Consider the following 22,040-nt stretch of genomic DNA (forward strand, 5'->3'; position numbering starts at 1 on the left):
GCCTTCCACGCTATATTGATATAAGGCTTCCAGCTCATTTAAATAGAAAAACTCTGCTCTAACATGGTTTTGCAACAAGTGCTCATTTAAAGACTGTTTTATTAAGCCTTGTTCTTTCTCCTGATACTCTTGATGTACTTCAACAAGTCGTTTACGATAGCCCATTTCTATCCACCTAAATTAAGTAGCACCAATTCATTTTTATGTTTATCCACTCCGGAAATCAACTTGGTTATTTTTTCATGTTTCTTGGCTTCTTTGATAACATTTGCTAATTTTTCGTGTCCACCTCCTGCAAATTCCATCCTAAGTAGCACGTCATCAATCCAATCGTCACTCATTTGTTGTGGTAATGATCCAGCAGCAGGATTGAGCTGAATGGTACCACTGGCACTTACCTGCTTGGTCTCATTGATAATAACATCTTCAATATTACCTGATGCATCTCGCTTAATCAACACTCCGTCAAACCCATTGTTTCCTCCAAGCCCCGGGAAGTGAGAAGAATGAAACTCATACCCTTCCTGGGCTAAAAGACTATTAACCAAGTCCTCCGATTCGCTTCCAAGCGTATTAGCATCAAGGTTTTTCAAGTTATCAAACTTCTCTTTTAAGCCGGTATCAGAAAACTTAATTTTTCTTCCTTGACTAACTTTAGAACTCCTGACAAACCCATTGTGTGTGCAGTTTGTAAACTGCTCGAACCTTGTTGAAAGTTATAAAACTAAACAGACCTTTCTTTATGTTTTGATAAGCTGATAATCCCCGCTGTCAAATGGTCCAAAGGTTTCTAGAATTGCCTTTGTATTTATCTCATTCATATTGGAATGGGAAGGCGATTCAGTAAATCGTAGTTCCTTTTTAGCGTCATTATTAAAAAGTAGATCAGCGTTTTTTATATCTATTGTATAATCACTGTCATATTTATTTATGGGCTGAACGATTACTTGATTGCCTTTCAACGTAAAAGACATTAGAATGCACTTTTCAAAATCAAAACTCTTTACCGTAAAATCTACTCAATCTCCTATTCTAAAAACTTGAGAAGCAACCATTAACTCGCTGAATGATTTGAAATAGTAGGCATTTAACGCTATTACTATTTCATCGTTTTTTATTCTACCATTCCCGATAATACTTGGTTTTTCCAAGTAATAACCATTGTGTCCCAAAATCATGGTTTAACAAACTGTTTAATCAAACTATTATATTTATACCCGCTACTCCACTATTCTTCTTCATGCCACGGTATAAATCTCAAACGATCTTTAGTTCTCTCACTAATGAATTCTTTATCCGAAATCCTTTTATAATAGAACTTGTCCTCCCAAGGTTTTCCAATGTCTAAATGAAGACATAATTTGTCATTGTCAAACTCATACCGACTAGAATCCAAATTACTATTGGAAAAATCTTCTTTTTGGAAAATAGCATCAAGGGGATTCTGTTTGTATTTAGACGCTGTTAAAAACCTATCCTTTTCATGAAAATAGATAGCCTTGATAAGATAGTCAGGAATTCCGTTAAATCTCTCTTTAAATATTACAGGTTCATATATATAATACCCATTTTTTTTCATTATTTAATAAATTTTTTACTAAAATCATCGAAATTATAACCATTCTGAAATAAATATCTAACTTCCCTTCCATAATACCCCAGTTGGTTCACTCTATCATTGTCTAAACTTAATAAATAGCTTTTTAAATGTGATATACTAGTAAAAACTGATGAAGATATATTGTTAGTATCATAGAAAACATTATTGATGTTTAATGGATCGGCCGTAACTCTAATTTCATCTCCTCTTGATATGGCTTGGTTTAACCAGTTTTTATTAAACTCCCATTTTTCATCAACACTACCATTTGGTAAGTTTGCCAAAATATTCATCCCTCCCTTGTTACTACCTTGCTTCGCCAAACCAGTATTCCAAATGTTCTCAATTTGATTCTCCCATTTTCCAATAATCGTTGTTGTTTTATTTGGAACGGTAATAATATCTCCACCAAACCCAGTGTATTTAAAAGTCAGTACATTGTTAGTTACTCTGGCAACTTCATCTCCATTTTTACTAATTCGAACAATGTTTCCATCGATATCGGCTTTAAGCCCTTTTTCCAATGCTAAACCAATCTCATCAAGGTATTTTCTACCATACTTTACAAACTTAAACCCTTTCCGAACCACCCTTCCTGTTCGCCAAACGGCCTTAAATATTTTTCCTGGAGGCACAAACTCCAAAATTAAGCCGGTCACAGCACCAGCTATTAAAAATGCATCTCCATTATTAATACCTGTAACTGCGTCTCTAAATGCCAGGGTAATCCCTCCCCCGGGAAGGCTTTCGAGCAGCAATTCACCCAGCATAGGTTTAAATATTTCCCAAAGGGCTCCCCATTCTTCTGCTGAAAGTGGCCAACCGGTATCACCAACCTGAGCCTTCACCTCCGGAAATATATCTAGGGTAAAAGCAGTCTGGGCTACACTTCTCTGATCTTGATAGCTGAGTAAATCGTAATCAAAGGCATTGTCTGATAGGAGCACATAAGTATCTCTTGCCATAAGGGCCAGATCATACAGCTCTTGGTCTGATACATTTAAAGACCTCGCTAATTCATTTAGTGAATATGCATACTCTCTACTATTATCATGCTCATAGAGCTTATTGGACATTTGCAATAGGTAGAAGGAAACTTCGCTTCTTGAAGTATTAGAGGGTCCGTCTCTTAAGTATAGGTCTAAATCGGCATCTGACTCAAGATTGATGTGTTCTAAAAGATTCTCCGGGTTGCTAGAGTAATCATTAACGTAAGTTGCTCCTGTGCCAGTAACAAAAATTTGTTGAAAATAAATGGTGTAGCTTTGGGGAAGATAGGACTGAAAAGTAGGGATATAGCTCACAGGAGTGGGCCAGTAGTAATGTACATCATTATTATTTGGATCACCACTACTAATCTGTTCCAGTAAGTCATCATCGCCTTGTCCATCCGGAGTAACTGTATAGATTAGCATTTTACAGTTTTTATAGTATTTGGTTAGAACCTCACCGGTGCGTGCACTAACCACCTTCACTTCATCGCAGTTGCAACCAAATTCTCCAGGTTCACACGGTTCATATTGAGAAACATCATGTTGATCTGTTCTTTGAACTATATACTCACCATAATCAACAGAATTCACACCGAACATTTTATGATCGAAGGCAAGAAACTGACCTATAACCAATAAAGGCTGGAGTTCATGTTTGGTTTTAAAGTCAAAACTTTCATAGTGCTTTCGTGAAAAAATTTTCCAAAACTTTTCTCCTTCTTTTGTATTGAAATATACCAACAAGGCCTCTACTCTATCACCATTCTTATGTAGCACCGGAAATTGATATTCCACATCAAAACTTGAATCGGTATCTGCACTGCTTGAGCCAGCCATATAGGTTTGGCTAGATAGTTTAAATACCTCATCCCAAGCAGGATAGCCAGCATGTCCAACAATATCTTTAATGACATCTTCATCATATCTGGATCTAAAGTCTAGAATCGCATCGAGTACCTCGGTACTTGAGCCGTTGTAATCAAAAAAATCAGATATCATCTGGTTTTTTTGATCAATCGGTAGTACTATATCCTCTCTACATGAGTTGAATAAAACTAATGATATAAGAAAAAATAGAAGGTGTGAGCTTAATGCATTTTTCATAGTGTTGTTTATTTAAGGCCAAAAGAATATGAAAAAATAATTTTCAATTATAAAAAATTATATCTCTTGATTAAAACGAAACAATCAATAATTAGATGGAATAAAAATCTACACGCTTATTCCTTCCTCAAACCGAACTTTTAATTTTTCATCACAACCCTTTGCGGCTACGAAATGAACCAATCCACTAATTACCAAAGCCCCCATCTCTTAAAAAAACTTTAACACACTGAATTACTATGACTTAACCCCTCACACCTGGCAATAAACTCCCGGCTATTTTATTTTTTTTCTAAACTGTTAAAGTTTGTGAATTTTTTGGCACCGGATTTGTAAAAGCAGCACCGAGGTCGAACTGAGCCAGGTCAAAAACTCAAAATAGACAACTGTCGCAGAACACCTCAAATACACTTTTTTATTTTCAATGAGAACGTATTTGAAAAAAGGTATGGCTATCATAGTGATGGCTAGCCTGTACGCTTGTGCCAATGATGATTCGGAACTAGCACCCCAGAAAACTCCAGCGAGCATTTCTTTTGTACAAAACCTGTCGGTAAGCGAAGGTTCTGGAGAAAACATCATCAGTTTAAAACTAGACAAACCTGCCGGTGAGGCATCTACCGTAAAAGTGCAGGTTACCAACAGTCAGGAAGCCGCTTTTACCACAGTGCCCGCAACAATCAACAATCAGATTGAACTGAACATTGACAAAGGCGCTACGGAAACACAAATAGTGTTTAAGCCAACCAACGATGAGTTGGTTAATGCCGACCGAACCATTGGTTTCACCTTGTTGAGTGCAACTAACGGGCTACAGTTAGGCAGTAAGCCCAGTATTCAGGTGAGTATTTCCGATGACGACCAGGCCAACACGCAGCCTACAGTACTCAATTTTGAGGTATCTGTGGCCAAGGTAGAAGAAAGCCAGTCGGCCATCGTAAAAATTCTATTCTCTCAAAGAGCTACACAAAACGGAAAACTAACTCTGGAATTGGAACAGCTATTGGCCACCCAACAGTTTAGCACTACTCCGGCCATGAGCGGCACCGGTACTTTGGAGCTAATCATTGCCCAAGGTCAAACAGAAGTCTCTTTTGAAGTAAGCGTAGCTGATGATGCCCTTTTTAACCGTCACGACCAGGTTATGTTCACCATTACCCAGGTAGAAGGCAACTTCGCCATTGGTGAAAAAAGAAGCACCAAACTGGAGCTAATAGACAATGAATTGAAAGGAATGGCCAAATCTTTCACCTCCTCGGCTGGCAACTTCAGTAGCACAAAAACCTATGAATACGATCAGCAAGGCCGTGTGAGCAAGGTATACTGGGAAAGAGGCAGCCACCAACCGCTGAGAGGAGTTGACACTTACATCTATGCCGCCAACGGGTTAATTGAGAAGATTAACCAATATCCGGGCATCGATGAGATGTTTTATCAGACCAACGGCCGAATTACCCGCTCGGAAGTTATCAATCATGGAGTAGTAAAATCATACAGAGTTTACGACTACGATCAGGCCGGAAATGTAGCCGGTTTTGCCGAGTACACTTTACAATCTAACGGCACCTATCTTCAGTCTATCATTATGTTGTACTTATACCATGAAAACGGTAACCTGTATGCTCACTTAACCTATTCACCCGCGCAGGGCAGTGAAGACCCAACCCTAATTTCGGAACGATACTATGAGCACTACCTCAATGTGAGCAACAAGTTTAGCGCGGTAGAGGTAATTCCTACCATCAATGCCCAAAGAAACCTTCCTTCTTCTTTCCGCATGGTAGAAAATGGACATGATCTAAGCTATTCCATAAGCTATGAGTTTGACAACGAAGGCAAAGCCACTAAACGCCTGGCCAGATCGGGACAAGCCATGGAAACCGTGAACTACACTTACTATTAATACATCAACAATCAAAACAACAACCAAAAAGAGGTGTCCTGAAATTACCCGGGACACCTCTTCTATTTCTTAGGCCTAAAGCCAATTATTCCTTTTCTTCAGTAAGTAATAGTACTTTTTGGTTTTCGGTAATGGCATCAACCATTTTTGTATAGCTCACACGCTCTCCGTTTTTCTTCGAAACATAAAAATATTCAAGACCATCTAATTCCACAGTACACTCGCCCAAATCGTACCTCAACGACTTCACCACAGAACCTTCTACAATAGGGTTGTTATTAAGATCGAGCAGCTTGGGAGCTGTTGGCTCTTTTGGTTTTTTCTTGAATAGTCCGAACATAGCTTGTGTTTAAACGCTAAATATAAAAGGTGTTTTGAAATAATACGTACTCATAGCATCTCCTCCTTGCCCGATACCTCGCTCTGCGGGCCGTTTGTTCAGGAGATTACTGTCTTCTTAGGAATGACCATCCCGGTAACGTGTAATATTCCCAAAAACCGTTTTCTAAGGCTTGAAAAACACTAATTTTGCAGGCTTAATTAAGAACAATCGGTTAAACGGCAATGGCTGACTATAATCACAAGCAAATTGAGCCTAAATGGCAAAAGTACTGGAGAGAAAACCAAACGTTCAAAGCTTCGGTAGATAAGAGCAAACCCAAGTTTTATACTCTGGACATGTTCCCCTATCCTTCCGGAGCCGGGCTTCATGTGGGACACCCACTGGGCTACATAGCCACCGATATTGTTACACGCCATAAGCGAAACAAAGGCTTTAACGTATTGCACCCAATGGGCTTCGATGCCTTTGGGCTTCCGGCCGAACAATACGCCATTCAAACCGGGCAACACCCTGCCGTAACTACCCGCCAAAACATTGAGCGATACAAAGAACAGCTGGAAAACATAGGCTTTGCTTTCGATTGGGACAAAGAAGTACAAACCTGCGACCCTAAATACTATAAGTGGACGCAATGGATATTCATGCAAATATTCAACAGTTGGTACGACCATGACCTGGCCAAAGCACGAAGTATCGATGAACTCACAGCTATTTTTAGAGAGTCGGGCAATGCTCAGGTAAATGCAGCCTGCGATGATGACGCCCCTCTCTTTACAGCCGGGGAGTGGAATAGCTGGACCGAAGAAGAGCAGCAGCGCATGTTGCTCAAATATCGTCTCACTTACCTTTCGGAAACAGCCGTTAACTGGTGTCCTGAACTAGGTACCGTACTCTCTAACGATGAGGTTAAAGACGGATTTTCAGAAAGAGGAGGCCACCCGGTGATCCGAAAGAAAATGAAGCAGTGGAGCATGCGTATTACGGCCTATGCCGAACGCCTGCTGGAAGGTTTGGACTCTGTTGATTGGCCCGAACCTCTGAAAGAAATGCAGCGCAACTGGATTGGCAAATCCAAAGGAGCTGAGGTGAGGTTTCAGGTAGAAAACTCCGACATTGAGATTGAGGTATTTACCACCCGCATCGACACTATTTTTGGAGTAACTTTCCTATCGTTGGCGCCTGAAAGCGAACTAACCGCCCAGCTCACTACACCCGAGCAAAAAGAAGCGGTTGAAGCCTATGTGGCCCAGGCAGCTACTCGTTCTGAGCGAGACAGAATGGCCGATGTGAAAACCATTTCAGGAGTTTTTACGGGAAGCTATGCCATTAACCCATTCAACGGTGAAAAAGTACCCGTTTGGGTGGCCGACTATGTATTGGCCGGTTATGGAACAGGCGCTGTTATGGCCGTACCTTGTGGCGACCAAAGAGATTATGACTTCGCGAAGCACTTCGACTTACCGATAGTTCCGGTAATCAAAGATGCTGACATTAGCGAACAGGCCGACCCAACCAAAGATGGCATTATGATTAATTCCGGCTTCCTAAATGGCCTTACTTGTAAAGAAGCCATAGACAAAGCCATTGAATTTGCGGAAGAAAAAGGCGTTGGGAAAGGCAAGATTAACTACCGCATCAGAGATGCTATTTTTGCCCGTCAGCGTTATTGGGGAGAGCCGGTTCCGGTGTACTTCAAAAACGATATTCCTTATCTGGTAGACGAAAAAGATTTGCCAATCATTCTTCCGGAAATTGACAAATACCTCCCTACAGAAGATGGCGACCCACCACTGGGCAGAGCCGAAAACTTTACCTACACTCCGGCTGGAGAATCTGAAGCTTATCCGCTTGAACTAAGCACAATGCCGGGTTGGGCCGGTTCCAGCTGGTATTGGTACCGTTACATGGATGCGCATAATGAAGAAGCATTTGTAAGCAAAGAAGCTCAGGAATATTGGGAAAATGTAGACCTCTATATTGGCGGCTCAGAGCATGCTACAGGTCACCTGCTCTACTCCCGCTTCTGGAATAAGATCTTGTTCGACCTGGGACATGTCAATCAGGAGGAGCCCTTCAAAAAGCTCATTAACCAAGGGATGATTCAGGGAAGATCGAATTTTGTTTACCGATTGAAAGGCGAAAATAAATTCGTTTCTAAGGGTTTGAAGAAAGACTACGATGTGGCAGAAATGCACGTTGACGTGAACATTGTTCGCAATGATGAGCTCGATATTGAAGCTTTCAAAAGCTGGAGGCCAGACCTAGCCGATGCCGAATTTATTTTGGAAGACGGCAAATACATCTGCGGCTGGGAAATTGAAAAAATGTCCAAGTCGAAATACAATGTGGTGAATCCGGACGATATCATTGAACGATACGGTGCGGACACCCTTCGTTTGTATGAGATGTTCCTTGGGCCTTTGGAACAATTCAAACCATGGAACACCAACGGCATTGACGGTGTAAAGAAGTTCCTCGGCAAGCTTTGGAGATTGTTTCACAATGACCGCGGTGAGTTTGAAGTATCGGATACTGCACCAGGCAAAGATGAGCTAAAGTCACTGCACAAAACCATTAAGAAGGCCGAAGAAGATATTGAACGCTACTCCTTCAACACCTCAGTGTCTACTTTCATGATCTGCGTGAATGAGCTTTCTGCTTTGAAATGCAACAAAAGAGCGATTCTGGAAGATCTGCTGGTGGTTATTTCTCCTTATGCCCCGCACATTACCGAAGAACTTTGGTCTCTTCTAGGCCATACAACCAGTATAATCGATGCTCCTTACCCTCAGTACAAAGAAGAATACCTGAAGGAAGATGACATTGAGTACCCTGTAATGGTGAATGGTAAAATGCGAACCAAACTGCAACTCTCGGCCGACCTTGACAAAGCCGAAATAGAGGCCGCTGCTCTGGCCGATGCCAACGTGCAAAAATGGTTAGAAGGCAAGTCTCCCAAAAAAGTGATTGTTGTACCGAAGAAGATTGTAAACCTTGTTGTTTAAAGTTCAAAGTCATGATACTGCGGAAGCCTGTTTTAGTGCGTCATTCTGAGAAAGCCGATGAGCCAAAAGGCTAATAAGCGACCGAAAGAATCTCCAACGGTCTTGCACCTGACTTGGTGGTCTGATAACTAAAAATTAAAACCCTGAATTGTAAAGCAGCTCAGGGTTTTCTTTTGGTGCAGACTCATGGTTAGCAGGGATACTATCCCCGTCTTGGAAGTAATTTCCCAGTAAGTGGCACCTTTATGGAATTCAGACTAACGATGTTTGCAAGGACACTCCTCCTTGGCGAAGGAGGTTGGGAGGATTGGCCTTTCAAATAATAAAATATGGTTGTTCTAATCCCCCCTGCCTACCGGCAGGCAGGCCATTCCCTCTTTTCGAAAAAGGGGGAATGGCCTCTGCTAGATTGAAGAGCAACATATCTAGTGTTTTTCAATTGAACATTCCGTTAAATGCCTTTTTCTAGTAAATCACTTCTTGGAGGGGGTGCCCTTCGGGCGGGGGAGGACACTCGTTGAATGATCTTTTCAGCACACCTATGAGAGACTTCACTATAGATTACCAGGCAGATCCCTCCGCTGCGGTCGGGATGGAAAAACAGGCTTCATCTGGATAAATAACCCACGCCTTTCAGTATATCATAAAGGGGATGTTGAGAAATGAAGTCATCAGAGTCCTCTAGCGAGAGACTCTGATGGTGATTAGGTTCTATGAAAACGGGTACTTCAAAGGCCAGCCTCTACTACTGGCCCTCTTTTTTACCCTGAGCAAAGCGAAGGGCCTGTCAAGTACCTATGCCACCTGAACATTCCCTAAATAGGTGCATGCAATTGCTCTTGCTTTGACCACAGCATCGCAACACCCTCAGTGTCTCCTGCAAGGGACACTGAGCACCAACGTATAGCACATCAGAGTCCTCTGGCGAGAGACTCTGATGGTGGTTAGGTTCTATGAAAACGGGTACCTCAAAGGCCTGCCTCTGCTACTCGCCCTCTTTTTCACCCTGAGCAAAGCGAAGGGCCTTATGCCACCTGAACATTCACCCAAATAGGCGTATGCAATTGCTCTTGCTTTGACCACAGCATCTTGGTACTTTAGGTCATCCGGTAAAATTAAGAATGAATAATGATGCGAATGACCACAAATGTTGACCAATACCTTGCAGAAGGCTGTGGCCGATGTTCGCTGGGAGGAACCCCCGACTGTAAGGTGCACCAGTGGAGCCAAGAACTGCAAAAACTACGATCCATTGCGTTAGAATGTGGTCTGACCGAAGAAAGCAAATGGGGCGTACCTTGCTACACCTACCACGGTGCCAACGTGGCCATGATCAGCGCATTTAAAGATTACTGCTCTCTGAGCTTTTTCAAAGGCGCTCTGTTGAAAGACAAGTATCAAATGCTTGAGAAGCCCGGCCCCAATTCTCAAGCAGCCCGCTTGTTTAAGTTTACTAACCTTGAACAGATACTACAGGCAGAAGACTCTATCAGGCTCTATTTGTTTGAAGCCATTGAGGTAGAAAAGAAAGGACTCAAAGTAGACATGCAAGCCAAAAACCAGTTAGACTATCCTGACGAATTGCAGGCCAAGTTTAAGGATATGCCCGAACTGAAAACAGCTTTTGAAGCACTCACTCCGGGCAGACAAAGAGGTTACATCATTCATTTTTCTCAACCCAAGCAATCAAAAACTCGCTTAGCCCGAATCGAAAAGCTCATACCCAAAATTATGGACGGCAAAGGATTCTTTGATCGGTAACCGGCCTGCGCCTACTCCTAATGAGCCATAGCCCATGCCGCTAACAGCATAATGTCATCACTATTTTTTTAATTTCATTTTCTCGATGAAAATTCCTGAAGCTGCCTTACCAAACCTTCCCCGGCACTGGGACGCTTAATGCCTTCTCTAACCAGCTTTCCGTCTTTGGTAATTACTAAGTAAGTAGGAAAGCCCGTGATCCCTACTTCCTTATCCAACTTTTGATATTGTTCCTCATTGAGGAAATAATTATCACCAACGAGCTCATGCTTTTTCACCATTATATCAAAAGACTTTTTGGTAGACTGAGCACAGAGGTAAACATAAACTACATCTTTAATCTTGCTCTCTTTAATCCGCTTCATATTAGAGAACTCTCCTATGCATGGCCCACACCAGGTGGCCCACACATCAATATAAACCACCTTGCCTTTGTACTTTTCCTTAAGCTCTCTTAAGATGTTGTCAGAAGACTCAGCAATCTCTACCCCTTCTACAAACCTGGCATTCTTCAAAATTTCAAAATCCGCAATGCTCTGCTCAATACTTTCAAGAACCGAGGGCACCAGGTTTAAACCACCCAACTTTGCCTGGATGTAGTCGGGCACCTGCAACCCCTTGGTAGTAAAGTTCATGTTAACGTAGGTGGCCACAATACTAGACCTTTGAACCGTACTCAACCCTGCAATCTTCGATATCAAGTGATCCCATCTCACCTTTCTCTGAATATCAAGAATATCTTCCTTATAAGACTCGAATATGGGCTTTATATCTCCTTTAAAAGACAGGTTTCCGAAAGTATTTTTCCTGCTCCTTTCCTTCTCTTTCCATTCGTTTATGATGCCACGGTTTTCTTCACTTATGCTTTGGTTTGATAGAAACTCATACACGTACTTCAAACTGCGATCATGGATAGCCTTGTATTCCTTTGGCATTGCGGCCATGGTAAATTCCCGCGTAAGATTGGCATAGTTATCGGTCATCAGGTCACCAATCTCATCAGGCATCAGGCTCACCACTTTATCCAAATACTCATCAGACACATCTACCGCCTCAATTCTTCCTCCATTTTTACCAAGATTGTGCATCCATATATATCTTCTTAGATCATCGGCTGCGTAGGTTCTTACATCGCGTAAACTATAATCTTTTATGAACGAACTTGTAGGAACTGAATCGAAGTAGCTCTCATAGAACCGATGATGCGACTGCCAAAGCTTTAGTCTATACTCCAGGTAAGCATCAGAATCCAGGGTTTTCTGAAGACTATCATTCTCCTCATAGTTTCTGATCTTCATATATTCAGGGTGCAGCATACGAAACTCTTCATTCTCAGCGGCCAAATCGCCCATAAAATCTAACTTTTTAGCGGTAGTCCAGCTTCCCTTAAATGAAGCTTCATCAATTACCATAGCCTGTTTAGCTCCCGGTGTTGAGAAATAGTAAAAAAAGGCATCACCAACGCTCACCATTACTGATTGCGGATATTCAAGTGGGTATATAATCTTAAATCTCCCCCCGCTATCCACTTCTTCTACAAACTTCTTCTGCCCCTCACTAAAGGCATGATTATAAATAATAGATATGGTCAGAGGCATTGTATCTTTAGGTATCACTATACCCTGCAACACTACCTGGTCTTTCTTGAAAAAATCTTTACTCACATCTGTCTTCCCCACCTCTCTACTCGAAATGTTAGTAGACTTATAATTTTGTACAGGTAATGACACTCCATTTGAGGTTAAAACACCTCTGTTCCCGTTCTTTCTCAGGCTCAATTCAGTCTCCCCTTCCTGATTCCTTAAGCGCAACTTACCGTTACTAAACTCCACTACGTCCCAGAAGTCGGCCTTGTAAAGTGCATACTTTTCTGAAAGCAACAATTGGAGTTCATTTGTTCCATTGCTTGAGTACCATCGCCCCGTTACTTCTTGAATACTCTGAGACTGTACTTTGGAAAAACCAAAAGATAAAAGAAGCAATAGAAGGTAAAGTCTTATTCTCATGTCTACTTGAATTAAATCTTTAGTTATTAAACTAAATAATTATTACTTTAAATATCAAGGATTTAGAATTAAGATTGCTTTGTTATCAAATTCGTTCAGCCAGAAACGCTCCATAAGTGGTGATGAATATGCAAAGATGTCTGATCCTACCTTTACTACTTCTAAGCTTCAACCTATTTTCTCAGGTAGAAGGAACTATCTCTTTACCCAATGGCCACATGTATTACCGAGCATTTGGTGGCGGTCCGGACACTTTATTGATCATAAACGGTGGTCCGGGAATGAGCAGTGAAGGATTCGCTGATCTGGCTGCTGAGCTAGGTAAAAATTGCCTGGCCATTATATACGATCAACGAGGCACGGGGAAATCTAAAATCGACATAGTTAGTGAACGAAGTATGAGTATGGACTTACTGGTCGAAGATATTGAAACATTACGTACACACCTCGGTGTAAAATCATGGGTAGTTTTTGGGCAATCTTTTGGTGGCATGTTGGCTTCCTATTATACCACCAAACATCCAAGTCGGGTAAAGGGCTTAATCCTCTCCTCATCTGGTGGCATAGACTTGGAGGCCTTCGATGATTTAGATATTCCTGGCCATTTGAATGATGAGCAAAGGCAACGATTCAATTACTGGAGCAGGCAAATCAGCAACGGTGACACCTCATTCCATGCCCGACTGGAGAGAGCCAAAAACCTGGCACCCGCCTATCTATACCATGACAGAAAGGAAGATATAGATGCCATTGGCCTCCGTTTGACTCAGGGCAATATGGAAGTAAATGGCATTATCCATCGCAATATGCAATCCATGGGTTTTGATTGTAAACCGGGCTTACAAAATTTCAGTCAGCCTGTGCTCATTTTACAGGGCACCAACGATATTATACCAAAGTCTATTGCTGAAAAAACTCACGCACTCCTGCCCCACTCAAAACTGGTATTGCTGAACAATTGCGGCCACTACGGTTGGTTGGAGCAACCTGAAACCTACTTTAATGAAATACGCAGTTTTTTGAGTAACCTAAAATAGACCGCCCCGGATAAATACGGTGTAACCTGCCTTTCACTCACAAGACTAAAAGAGCATAATATACAGGCCTCAATTGGGCTTTTTGAAAACATTAACGCCAACAATGACGGGCATTTGAATCACAAGGAGTTACTTGCTAGCCAAAACAGCACTCATGGACCTACTTAACCGCACACTAATAATCTTTTGCCTGCTTTTAGCGCAGGTTGGTTTTGCACAAAACACTCACCTGTATACACCACCCCAAACCTTAAACCATGATGGTTGGCTAACCTCCGGTTTAAGCGAACAGCGTATAGACACGGCTTCCATCTATAAAATGTTATATAGCCTCAGAGCTCAGGAGCATCAGATACACAGTATCGTTCTGGTTAGAAACAACCGCCTTGTACTAGAAGAATACTTTGGCGAAGGTGCGCGCCAAAATCCACATGACCTTCGCTCAACTACCAAAAGCATAAGAGCCATTCTCATGGGCATTGCTGTAGAAAAAGGGTTCATAAAAAGTATAGACGACTCCATATTCGACTACCTGAAAAGCCATGCACCGGAGAAAAATTCGATTGCTCAAAAACAGCAAATCAGCATCAGGCATTTGCTCACCATGTCGAGCGGACTCGATTGCAACGATTGGGACAAAAACTCCCTCGGGCAAGAAGATAAAGTGTACCGAAAAAAAGACATTATTCAATACACTTTAGACCTTCCGTTAATTAATACTCCTAGCGAAAAAGCCGCTTACTGTTCAATGGGGTCAATACTAACAGCCGAAATCATAAGCCAGGCTTCAGGCATGTCTATCGATTCATTTGCCAAGAAATATCTTTTCGATGAGTTGGGAATAGACCATTACTTTTGGGGGCACACCAGCAAAAAGCAGGTCATACCATCTGCAAAACGCCTATACATGACCTCTCGCGATATGGCAAAAATCGGTCAACTGGTACTTAATAATGGGCAATGGAATGGTAAACAATTGGTTTCGAAACAATGGCTTACCGAAGCCACTAAACCCAACGTCAAAATTACCGGCATGGACTATGGCTACTTCTGGTGGTCCATTCCTTTCAAGGTAAATAACCAAACCATCCATTCTATTATGGCCACGGGCAATGGCGGACAGTACATTATGATTTTCCCCAGCCTGGAGCTTATTGCCGTTTTTACCGGTGGGGCATACAATAGTGAGGCAGACAAGGCACCATTTGCCCTGATGCAAAACCTTATTTTCCCTGCCGTAAGGCATTGAAAGCCTTTGGCAAGGGTAACCTTTTCTTCTTTTTGGTATATCTCCAAAAGAACCTATGAAACAACACCTCAACAAAGAAAAAGCTACCGAAAGCAGGTCTGCGGCTAACCGGGTCTCAACAAACAGCCAACCCATTCAAACCAAAAGTATTCCCGGAGGAGTGATTCAATTGGGCAAGAAAAAGAACGCTATAAAGAGAGCCAAAGATCAAAAGGGAGGAGTAAAGCATCACATTCGCCCTGAATATCAGGATGAAAACGAAAAGCAGATGGAGCTAATAGCCAGTGGGATTGACCGAAAAGAAGCCAAGCGAATGGCCAAAGCAGCTTTAAAATAAAAAAGGATAGTTAAAGGTCTAAAAGCCTGGCTTACCGCAAAACATTTATGCTTAAATAACCGTGGGTTGCAAAACACGCCTTACTCATCGGGTACCTGATAAAAATGAAAGCTTGTCAAAGAGTCAAATGAGCCGGAGGCCACAGTCTTAAGTACATATTTCTCAATGCATCCTATCCCCTCTCACTTCCAGAGACTCAATAATTTTGGCCTCCTCTACAAGAAACTCTTTCCAGCGTTTCGATACATACTCTTCACCCATATATGACTTAGCCAGGCTCAAAAAGTTTTTGTAGTGCCCTGCTTCCGATACCATTAGTTCATAGTAGAATTTTTTGAGTTCTTCGTCCTCAATATGCAGGTGTAGCATCTTAAACCGCTCGCAACTTCTGGCCTCAATAAGGGCGTTCATGAGCAGTTTTTCTACCAGTTGCTCTTCCCGGCCTCCACCTTTCTTAAGAATACCCTGGAGCCTGATTACATATTCGTCCTTTCGCTGTTTGCCCAACTTCATGCCGCGCTTGTTGAGCTGCTCAATTACACGCTCAAAGTGGCTCCACTCCTCAGCCACCACCGGGGTCATCATATCCACCAAGTCCTTTTTGTCTGGGTATTGCACAATAAGCGAAATACAGGAAGATGCTGCCTTTTGTTCGCAATAGGCATGGTCTACCAAAATATCTTCAATATTCATTTGAGCAATATTGACCCAACGCGGGTCGGTGGGCAACTGAAGCCCTAACATATGGTTGGTGAATTTTTCGGACATGCCGCAAAGGTAAAGCCAGCCATTCATATTCAAAAACCACAGTTTTGAATTAATCCATATTGCTATTTCAACTTGGTTAATTTCTATGATTAGGCCATTTTTGTCCCTTTCAACGATAAATAACAACATGAAAAAACTCCTACTTTCTACTGTAGTACTCTGCTGCCTGAGTGTTGTGCTTTCTGCACAAACCGATTCCGTTGTGGTAAAAAAAACAGGATCATGGGGCCTTAACTTTGCCAATGTTGGGCTTTCCAACTGGGCGGCCGGGGGCGAAAACTCCATTGCTTTAGGCACGGTATTCAACACTAAAATTGTAAGAACACACGGTCAGAACAAATGGACCAATCAGCTCGATTTTGCACTGGGTGGTGCCAAGGTAGGCGATAAAGACTTTCGCAAAACAGACGACAACATAATCCTTATCTCCAAGTATGCCCATGCCTTCGACCCCACCTGGTCGTTTTCCGTTTCGGGTATCTTTAGAACACAACTGCTGGAAGGTAGGAAGTTCAGCCCCAACCCGGTGATTCCCGGTGAAGAAATAGCTCAAAAGATTTCGAATTTTATGGCCCCGGGCTACCTCACCATCAACCTGGGTATTGAGTACGACCCAAGCAAAGTATTTACCCTTTCTTTTGCTCCGGCTGCCGGTAAATTCACCTTTGTAATGGACGATGACCTGGCTGCTGCCGGTGCTTTTGGTGTAGCCCCCGACAAACACTACAGAGCAGAATTTGGTACTAACATGTTGGCTGTGCTGGATCTGCCCATTATGGAGAACATCAATTTTAAAAGTACGCTCAACTTTTTTACAGCCTACGATACTTTTGGCAATGTAGATACCAACTGGGAAACTCTATTGGTTATGAAGGTGAATAAATGGTTCAACGCCACCTTTGGTACTCAATTGATTTATGACGATGATATTTTGATTGATACTGGCGATGGAGGAAACCCTGAAAGAGCTATTCAGTTTAAGCATGTGCTTAATTTTGGCGCTAACTTCTCGCTGTTTAGCAACTAATCGAAGAACAACCACCTTACCCCCATATCCAGCGTACGCCCCGTACCTGGATATGTAGGGGTTACAAAATACCCCTTCTGCGAAAGCTGATTTACGTGGGCCATTTTAACGAGAAACAGAAAATTGCCCACCTTAAAATTGAGGAATACATCGGCCTTAACATATTCATTGTTCTCAAACCCATTTTGCAAATAAAACTGCTGCACCACCGGGTCATAAGCCAAGCCTTCATAGGCCGACCGGTAATAGGCCTCAATACCGGTATGAACGATCATTTTACCATCGAATATCTCGTTTTTAAAGGCAATTTGAGACAATGCCAGAAGTTGAGGAACTCTGTAATTATTAGCCGAACCTCCTGACACGGAGGTATAGTGTACAGTGTTGCTCCAACGAATACGAGAGGTTAGCTGCCAGTCGAAGTGAGCCCCCGGAGTTAAGAGCAAAACATCGCTATTGGCCTGTTCCGGTAGCTTATTTTCATTGAAAAAGATGTAGTTGGAAATGCGACTAAAGCGAACAAACGGACGAAACGAAACACGAGCACCATTAAGCTTCAGTGTTCCGGTCAGGTGATCGGCCGACTCTGCCGAGAAATCATTGGTCCAGCTTCTTTGCTGACCATTGTATCGGTCTACGAGATAAGAAGGTTGCCTGTTTAGCCTTGTAAATCGGGCTTCAAAAAAACTACTGGTAAAGTCACCTTCAATCCTGTAGTTTCCTTCAAACATAAATTCACCCGAGGCCGTGAGGAATATTTCAGGGGTTATTTGCTGACGAAGCGTACCGCCCACATAGTGCTCCAGATCGCGCCCGGTATAATTCTCCCTAAAAATCTGATAGCGCAAAGCCCTATTCTTATAGTAAGCCGTATATGAAAACTTCTTTGTGCGGCCTTTTAACCCCACCTCGTTGAGCAACTCTCTAAAAAAAGAACCTTCAGCCACGGTATCTCTGGTTTTTCCGGGAGTAGCTTCATTATATATGTATTGATCAAAACCACTCAAATCGTAGGCATCGTAGTACCTCACCAGTTGCTCAGCATATTGTCCCGAGTGGTATACTTGAAATATCGAGTCCAGATCGTATTGCTGGTAAATATGAAAGCCTCCTCGTTTATCATAACTCTCAGCTCCACTCAGATTTACGTTGGCATCGCGGCCATCAAAATAAGAATGTGGTTTATTCTGAGGGTTATTGCCGGTGAGTAAAGAAGGGTCTACTACCCCACCTTGCTCGCTCACCGTATGTTTAAACTGTGTTGTATTAAAGAGCAACAAGTATTTTTTCAACCCTTTAGGACGAAGAAACCCAAAAATATTCCAGTCGTTGCTGTTCACATGCCTGTCACCACGAGTCAAAAAAGCCACCTGCTTATCAGCCCTGATGGAGTTAAAGTTCATGCCAATGTTGAACTGGGTGCTGTCATTAAAAGTAAAGGTCACGCGGGTAATGGATCGGCCTCCTCCGGCAAATAAAGCCTGAATATCAGTATAGGGTGAGCGTGTATCGAAATAACGAATCTGGTCTGGCGTTGTCGCAAAAGCATCATAGGCATGATACCCCGAACTACGCCCAATGGTATTGGCCGGTTCGTAAAAGAGAGAACGCTGGGCTGTGCCCACGTTGCCAAGGTTCTGAATCAAGTAGCGATTTCGCTCCAAATCACTCACCCTGTGCATGTTATCGGGCAGCGTATCGGGGTGCCGAAAAACGATGTTGTTAAACTTAAAATTCTTTTCGTAAGTAAAGCGGGTGCTTCGGGCATTGTAGTTCTGTGTGTTGGCCTGCGCCTCGGCATCTCTCGCTCTCATTCGGGCCTCCAATAACGAATCGGTTTGGCTGGAAAACGAATTAATATCTTGCCCATTTGCCACGCCAAGGCAGAAAAATAAGACGAACAGAAAGAGTGTTTTTTTAAGCACGGCCAAAATTAAGAATTCAGTTCACGTTTTCTGCCTTCAATGCATTCTAATAAAAGTTTCTCAAAAATTTCCGGCCTGTCGATACTCACCTCAATCGGTTGATAAAAAACATTGAATTGCCGTATAAGCGGATGGTCTGCAAAAGGCAAAAGTCGTACCATGTCCTTTTCAGTAGTGACTATGGAAAGCCGCTTTCCGTTAAGCTTTCTTAAAATCCGGTCCAGATCGGCCGACTTGAAGTTATAATGGTCTACAAATTCGAATCGTTCCATTAGTGTAAAACGCTTCTCCAGATACTCATAAAATGGCTTAGGCCTGGCAATGGCAGAGATTACAGCTACTTCCTTCTCAATCTTAGCCTTATTGAACACAGGTTTTAATTCTCCATACTCTATGCTGGAAAAAAAGACAGGAGCCACAGAATTATAAGCTCTCACTTCTTTCTCTATTTCAGCTTTTGTTGAATCTGATATCGTTTTTGGGCATTTGGTAATGACAATAGCATCGGCACGCCCAGCCTCACTTCTGCCCTCGCGCAAACGACCAGCCGGCAGAACAAGGTCTCTGTAAAACGGGGCAGAAAAATCGCTAAGCATAATATTGAAGTCTCTGCTCACTTTTCTGTGCTGATAGGCATCATCCAGAAGTATCAGCTCCGTTTCCGGATAATCCATAAGCAAGTGGGGAATGGCCAAAATGCGCTCTTCACCCACTACCACCTTTATTTCCTCACCAAACTTGCGATAAAACTGCAACGGTTCATCACCCAGAGTGCGAGCCGTATCTTCCGGTGTTGCTATGCGCTCACCGGTAGTTTTCCGTCCATACCCACGGCTCACTGTAGCCACTTTATAACGATCTTTCAACCGACCAATCAGGTATTCGATCATTGGTGTTTTACCCGTCCCCCCTGTAGAAAGGTTACCCACCGAAATCACCACACGGTCAAAAGTAGTTATGGGGCGGCTGCCATTGTTGTACTGTATATTCCGCAAGCGCATTATACCGGCATACAATACCGAAAAGGGAAACAATAAATACCTAATGATTTTCATAGCAGGCTGACTATCTTAGCCATTGAAAGACGGAAAATATGGCAAAGATAAAGGATATCACAGATTTTCTAGAGCAAATAGCCCCACGTGCTTATCAGGAAGGTTACGACAATGCCGGACTACTTACGGGAGATCCCAAAATGGAGGTAAAGGGCGTACTTTGCACACTGGACTGTACCGAGTTAGTTGTTGATGAAGCGGTGACCAAACAATGCAATTTAATTGTGGCACATCACCCCATTGTATTCAAAGGACTTAAACAGCTCAATGGCAAAAACTATGTGGAGCGCACCATTATTAAGGCCATTAAAAATGACATTGCCATTTATGCTATTCACACCAATCTGGACAATGTACACACTGGCGTGAATCGTAAAATTGCCGACTGCCTGGGGTTAAACAACCTTCGCGTTCTTGCGCCCAAGGCAGATACACTCACCAAACTGGAAACCTTTATCCCTACTCAACATACCGATGAAGTGTTGAATGCCATGCACGGGGCCGGAGCAGGTCACATTGGCAACTACAGCCACTGCAGCTTCCGAATTTTAGGCACAGGCACTTTTAAGCCTAACGATAAGGCTAACCCGACCATAGGCCAACAAAACCAACAAGAATTTGTAGAAGAAAACAAGGTAGAGCTCATATTTCCAAGCCATTTACAGGCCCAGGTAGTAGGTGCACTCCAAAAGGCTCACCCTTATGAAGAAGTAGCCTATTATCTGCAACCACTTAAAAACACCAATCAGGAAGTAGGAGCCGGTATGGTTGGAGACCTTGAGCAGCCCATGAGCGAACAAGACTTTCTCGCTCATCTAAAAAACAGCATGCAGCTCAATACCATTAAATATACCCCCCTAAGCCACAAACCCATTCAACGAGTGGCGGTTTGTGGCGGTGCAGGCAGCTTTCTGTTAGGCACTGCTATGGCAGCCGGTGCTCAGGCCTTTGTTACTTCTGATTTCAAGTACCATGAGTTCTTTGATGCGGAAGAAAAAATAATGATTGCCGACATCGGACACTATGAGAGTGAGGTATTTACAAAAGAGCTGCTTGGTGCGTTTATCAGTGAAAATTTTGCTAATATTGCAACCTATTTGTCAGAGGTGAATACGAACCCCGTAAAGTACTTCTAAAAACACGGTTAATGGAAAAAACAGTTGCACAGAAATTAGAGGCGTTACAGCATCTACAATCTATTGATTCTCAGCTAGATGAAATTAAAAAAGTAAGAGGTGCCCTGCCCGATGAGGTGGCCGATCTGGAGGATGAGATAGCTGGATACGAAACAAGAATAGAGAAATTTAAAAACGAGCTTGCTGAGCTCGAAGCCAATATTGCTGATCACAAAACTCAGATTAAGAACTCTGAGGCGCTGATCAGAAAATATGAAGAGCAACAAATGAATGTTCGAAATAATCGTGAATACGATGCCATTACCAAGGAAATCGAACTTCAGAATTTGGAGATTCAAATCTCAGAAAAGCGAATAAAAGAAGCTTTCGTTAAAATAGACGCGAAGAAAGAAGAGATTGAGCGCACTGAAAACGAGCTAAGCGAAAGAAACAAAGACCTTGACACCAAAAAATCGGAGCTTGAGGTATTGACTAAAGAAAGCGAAGCCGATGAAGAAAAGCTCTTGAAAGATCGCGAAAAAGCAGTTAAAAACATTGAGGAGCGACTTCTTAACTCTTACACTAAGTTGAGAAATAATGCCCGAAATGGTCTGGCCGTTGTGCCGGTAAGCCGTGGAGCTTGCGGAGGCTGTTTCAACATTGTTCCTCCTCAGCGTCAGGCCGATATCAGAGACAGTAAAAAAATCATTGTTTGCGAACATTGCGGCAGAATCTTAGCCGAGGTAACCGATGAAATTGTAACTGAAGAGAAAAAACCAGCAAGAAGAACCAGAAAATCAGCTAGTTAATTCA

At 42.5% G+C, this 22,040-nt stretch carries 18 protein-coding genes; 9 read left to right on the plus strand and 9 right to left on the minus strand.

The annotated features are described in order from the left end of the window. Positions 1-167: 167 nt before the first annotated feature. From B3763_RS12140 to B3763_RS12155, 4 genes are all read right to left on the minus strand, one after another. Positions 168-593 (minus strand): hypothetical protein, encoded by a 426-nt coding sequence (locus tag B3763_RS12140; protein ID WP_286746802.1) that lies wholly within the window; start codon positions 591-593, stop codon positions 168-170. Between the two features lie 147 nt (positions 594-740). Further along, positions 741-974 carry a hypothetical protein gene (locus B3763_RS12145; RefSeq protein WP_286746804.1) on the minus strand — a complete coding sequence of 78 codons (234 nt, stop codon included), beginning with the start codon at positions 972-974 and terminating at the stop codon, positions 741-743. A 254-nt stretch (positions 975-1,228) separates the two neighbouring features. Beyond that, positions 1,229-1,579, minus strand: a complete 351-nt coding sequence (locus tag B3763_RS12150) for a hypothetical protein (RefSeq protein WP_286746807.1) — start codon at positions 1,577-1,579, stop codon at positions 1,229-1,231. Further along, positions 1,579-3,696, minus strand: a complete 2,118-nt coding sequence (locus B3763_RS12155; RefSeq protein WP_286746809.1) for a hypothetical protein — start codon at positions 3,694-3,696, stop codon at positions 1,579-1,581. The genes B3763_RS12150 and B3763_RS12155 overlap by 1 nt, the downstream gene beginning before the upstream one ends. 448 nt (positions 3,697-4,144) lie before the next feature. Between B3763_RS12155 and B3763_RS12160 the strand changes: the two genes are divergently transcribed. Continuing rightward, positions 4,145-5,599 (plus strand): hypothetical protein, encoded by a 1,455-nt coding sequence (locus B3763_RS12160; RefSeq protein ID WP_286746811.1) that lies wholly within the window; start codon positions 4,145-4,147, stop codon positions 5,597-5,599. Positions 5,600-5,684: 85 nt separating this feature from the next. Here B3763_RS12160 and B3763_RS12165 read toward each other — a convergent pair whose 3' ends face one another. Continuing rightward, positions 5,685-5,939 (minus strand): hypothetical protein, encoded by a 255-nt coding sequence (locus B3763_RS12165; RefSeq protein WP_189630572.1) that lies wholly within the window; start codon positions 5,937-5,939, stop codon positions 5,685-5,687. Between the two features lie 224 nt (positions 5,940-6,163). On the opposite strand from B3763_RS12165, the gene leuS reads away from it, so the two are divergent. Together leuS and B3763_RS12175 are read left to right on the plus strand one after the other, a co-directional pair. Continuing rightward, a complete protein-coding gene (gene leuS, locus B3763_RS12170) occupies positions 6,164-8,947 on the plus strand; it encodes a leucine--tRNA ligase (protein WP_286746814.1) in 2,784 nt (927 codons plus the stop codon). A gap of 1,137 nt (positions 8,948-10,084) precedes the next feature. Beyond that, entirely contained in the window at positions 10,085-10,708 is a 624-nt protein-coding gene (locus B3763_RS12175) for a YdeI/OmpD-associated family protein (protein WP_286746817.1), read from the plus strand. Between the two features lie 74 nt (positions 10,709-10,782). Here B3763_RS12175 and B3763_RS12180 read toward each other — a convergent pair whose 3' ends face one another. Then, positions 10,783-12,714: a TlpA family protein disulfide reductase gene (locus B3763_RS12180; protein WP_286746820.1), complete on the minus strand. Its 1,932-nt coding sequence runs from the start codon at positions 12,712-12,714 to the stop codon at positions 10,783-10,785. A 218-nt stretch (positions 12,715-12,932) separates the two neighbouring features. Between B3763_RS12180 and B3763_RS12185 the strand changes: the two genes are divergently transcribed. The 3 genes from B3763_RS12185 (at position 12,933) to B3763_RS12195 (ending at position 15,337) form a co-directional block, all read left to right on the plus strand. Beyond that, positions 12,933-13,751, plus strand: a complete 819-nt coding sequence (locus tag B3763_RS12185; protein ID WP_286746822.1) for an alpha/beta fold hydrolase — start codon at positions 12,933-12,935, stop codon at positions 13,749-13,751. A 154-nt stretch (positions 13,752-13,905) separates the two neighbouring features. After that, positions 13,906-15,000 (plus strand): serine hydrolase domain-containing protein, encoded by a 1,095-nt coding sequence (locus tag B3763_RS12190; RefSeq protein WP_286746824.1) that lies wholly within the window; start codon positions 13,906-13,908, stop codon positions 14,998-15,000. A 55-nt stretch (positions 15,001-15,055) separates the two neighbouring features. Further along, positions 15,056-15,337: a hypothetical protein gene (locus tag B3763_RS12195; protein WP_189630566.1), complete on the plus strand. Its 282-nt coding sequence runs from the start codon at positions 15,056-15,058 to the stop codon at positions 15,335-15,337. Positions 15,338-15,499: 162 nt separating this feature from the next. Here the strand turns inward: B3763_RS12195 and B3763_RS12200 are convergent, their stop codons facing one another. Beyond that, on the minus strand, positions 15,500-16,105 hold the full coding sequence (locus tag B3763_RS12200; RefSeq protein ID WP_229838666.1) for a tRNA-(ms[2]io[6]A)-hydroxylase: 606 nt from the start codon (positions 16,103-16,105) through the stop codon (positions 15,500-15,502). 127 nt (positions 16,106-16,232) lie between these two features. On the opposite strand from B3763_RS12200, the gene B3763_RS12205 reads away from it, so the two are divergent. After that, positions 16,233-17,132 (plus strand): DUF3078 domain-containing protein, encoded by a 900-nt coding sequence (locus tag B3763_RS12205; RefSeq protein WP_286746827.1) that lies wholly within the window; start codon positions 16,233-16,235, stop codon positions 17,130-17,132. On the opposite strand, the gene B3763_RS12210 is transcribed toward B3763_RS12205, so the two are convergent. Next, positions 17,129-19,057: a putative porin gene (locus tag B3763_RS12210; protein WP_286746828.1), complete on the minus strand. Its 1,929-nt coding sequence runs from the start codon at positions 19,055-19,057 to the stop codon at positions 17,129-17,131. The two genes, B3763_RS12205 and B3763_RS12210, sit on opposite strands and share 4 nt — an antisense overlap. 8 nt (positions 19,058-19,065) lie before the next feature. Then, positions 19,066-20,112, minus strand: a complete 1,047-nt coding sequence (gene lpxK, locus B3763_RS12215) for a tetraacyldisaccharide 4'-kinase (RefSeq protein ID WP_286746829.1) — start codon at positions 20,110-20,112, stop codon at positions 19,066-19,068. A 38-nt stretch (positions 20,113-20,150) separates the two neighbouring features. Between lpxK and B3763_RS12220 the strand changes: the two genes are divergently transcribed. Together B3763_RS12220 and B3763_RS12225 are read left to right on the plus strand one after the other, a co-directional pair. Beyond that, complete coding sequence (locus tag B3763_RS12220) at positions 20,151-21,248, plus strand: Nif3-like dinuclear metal center hexameric protein (RefSeq protein WP_286746831.1); 1,098 nt, start codon at positions 20,151-20,153, stop codon at positions 21,246-21,248. Between the two features lie 11 nt (positions 21,249-21,259). Then, positions 21,260-22,036, plus strand: a complete 777-nt coding sequence (locus B3763_RS12225) for a zinc ribbon domain-containing protein (RefSeq protein ID WP_189630561.1) — start codon at positions 21,260-21,262, stop codon at positions 22,034-22,036. Positions 22,037-22,040: the final 4 nt, after the last annotated feature.

Origin of the sequence: Roseivirga sp. UBA1976 (assembly GCF_002336325.1) — a bacterium.
GTDB classification, from domain to species: Bacteria; Bacteroidota; Bacteroidia; order Cytophagales; family Cyclobacteriaceae; genus Roseivirga; species Roseivirga thermotolerans.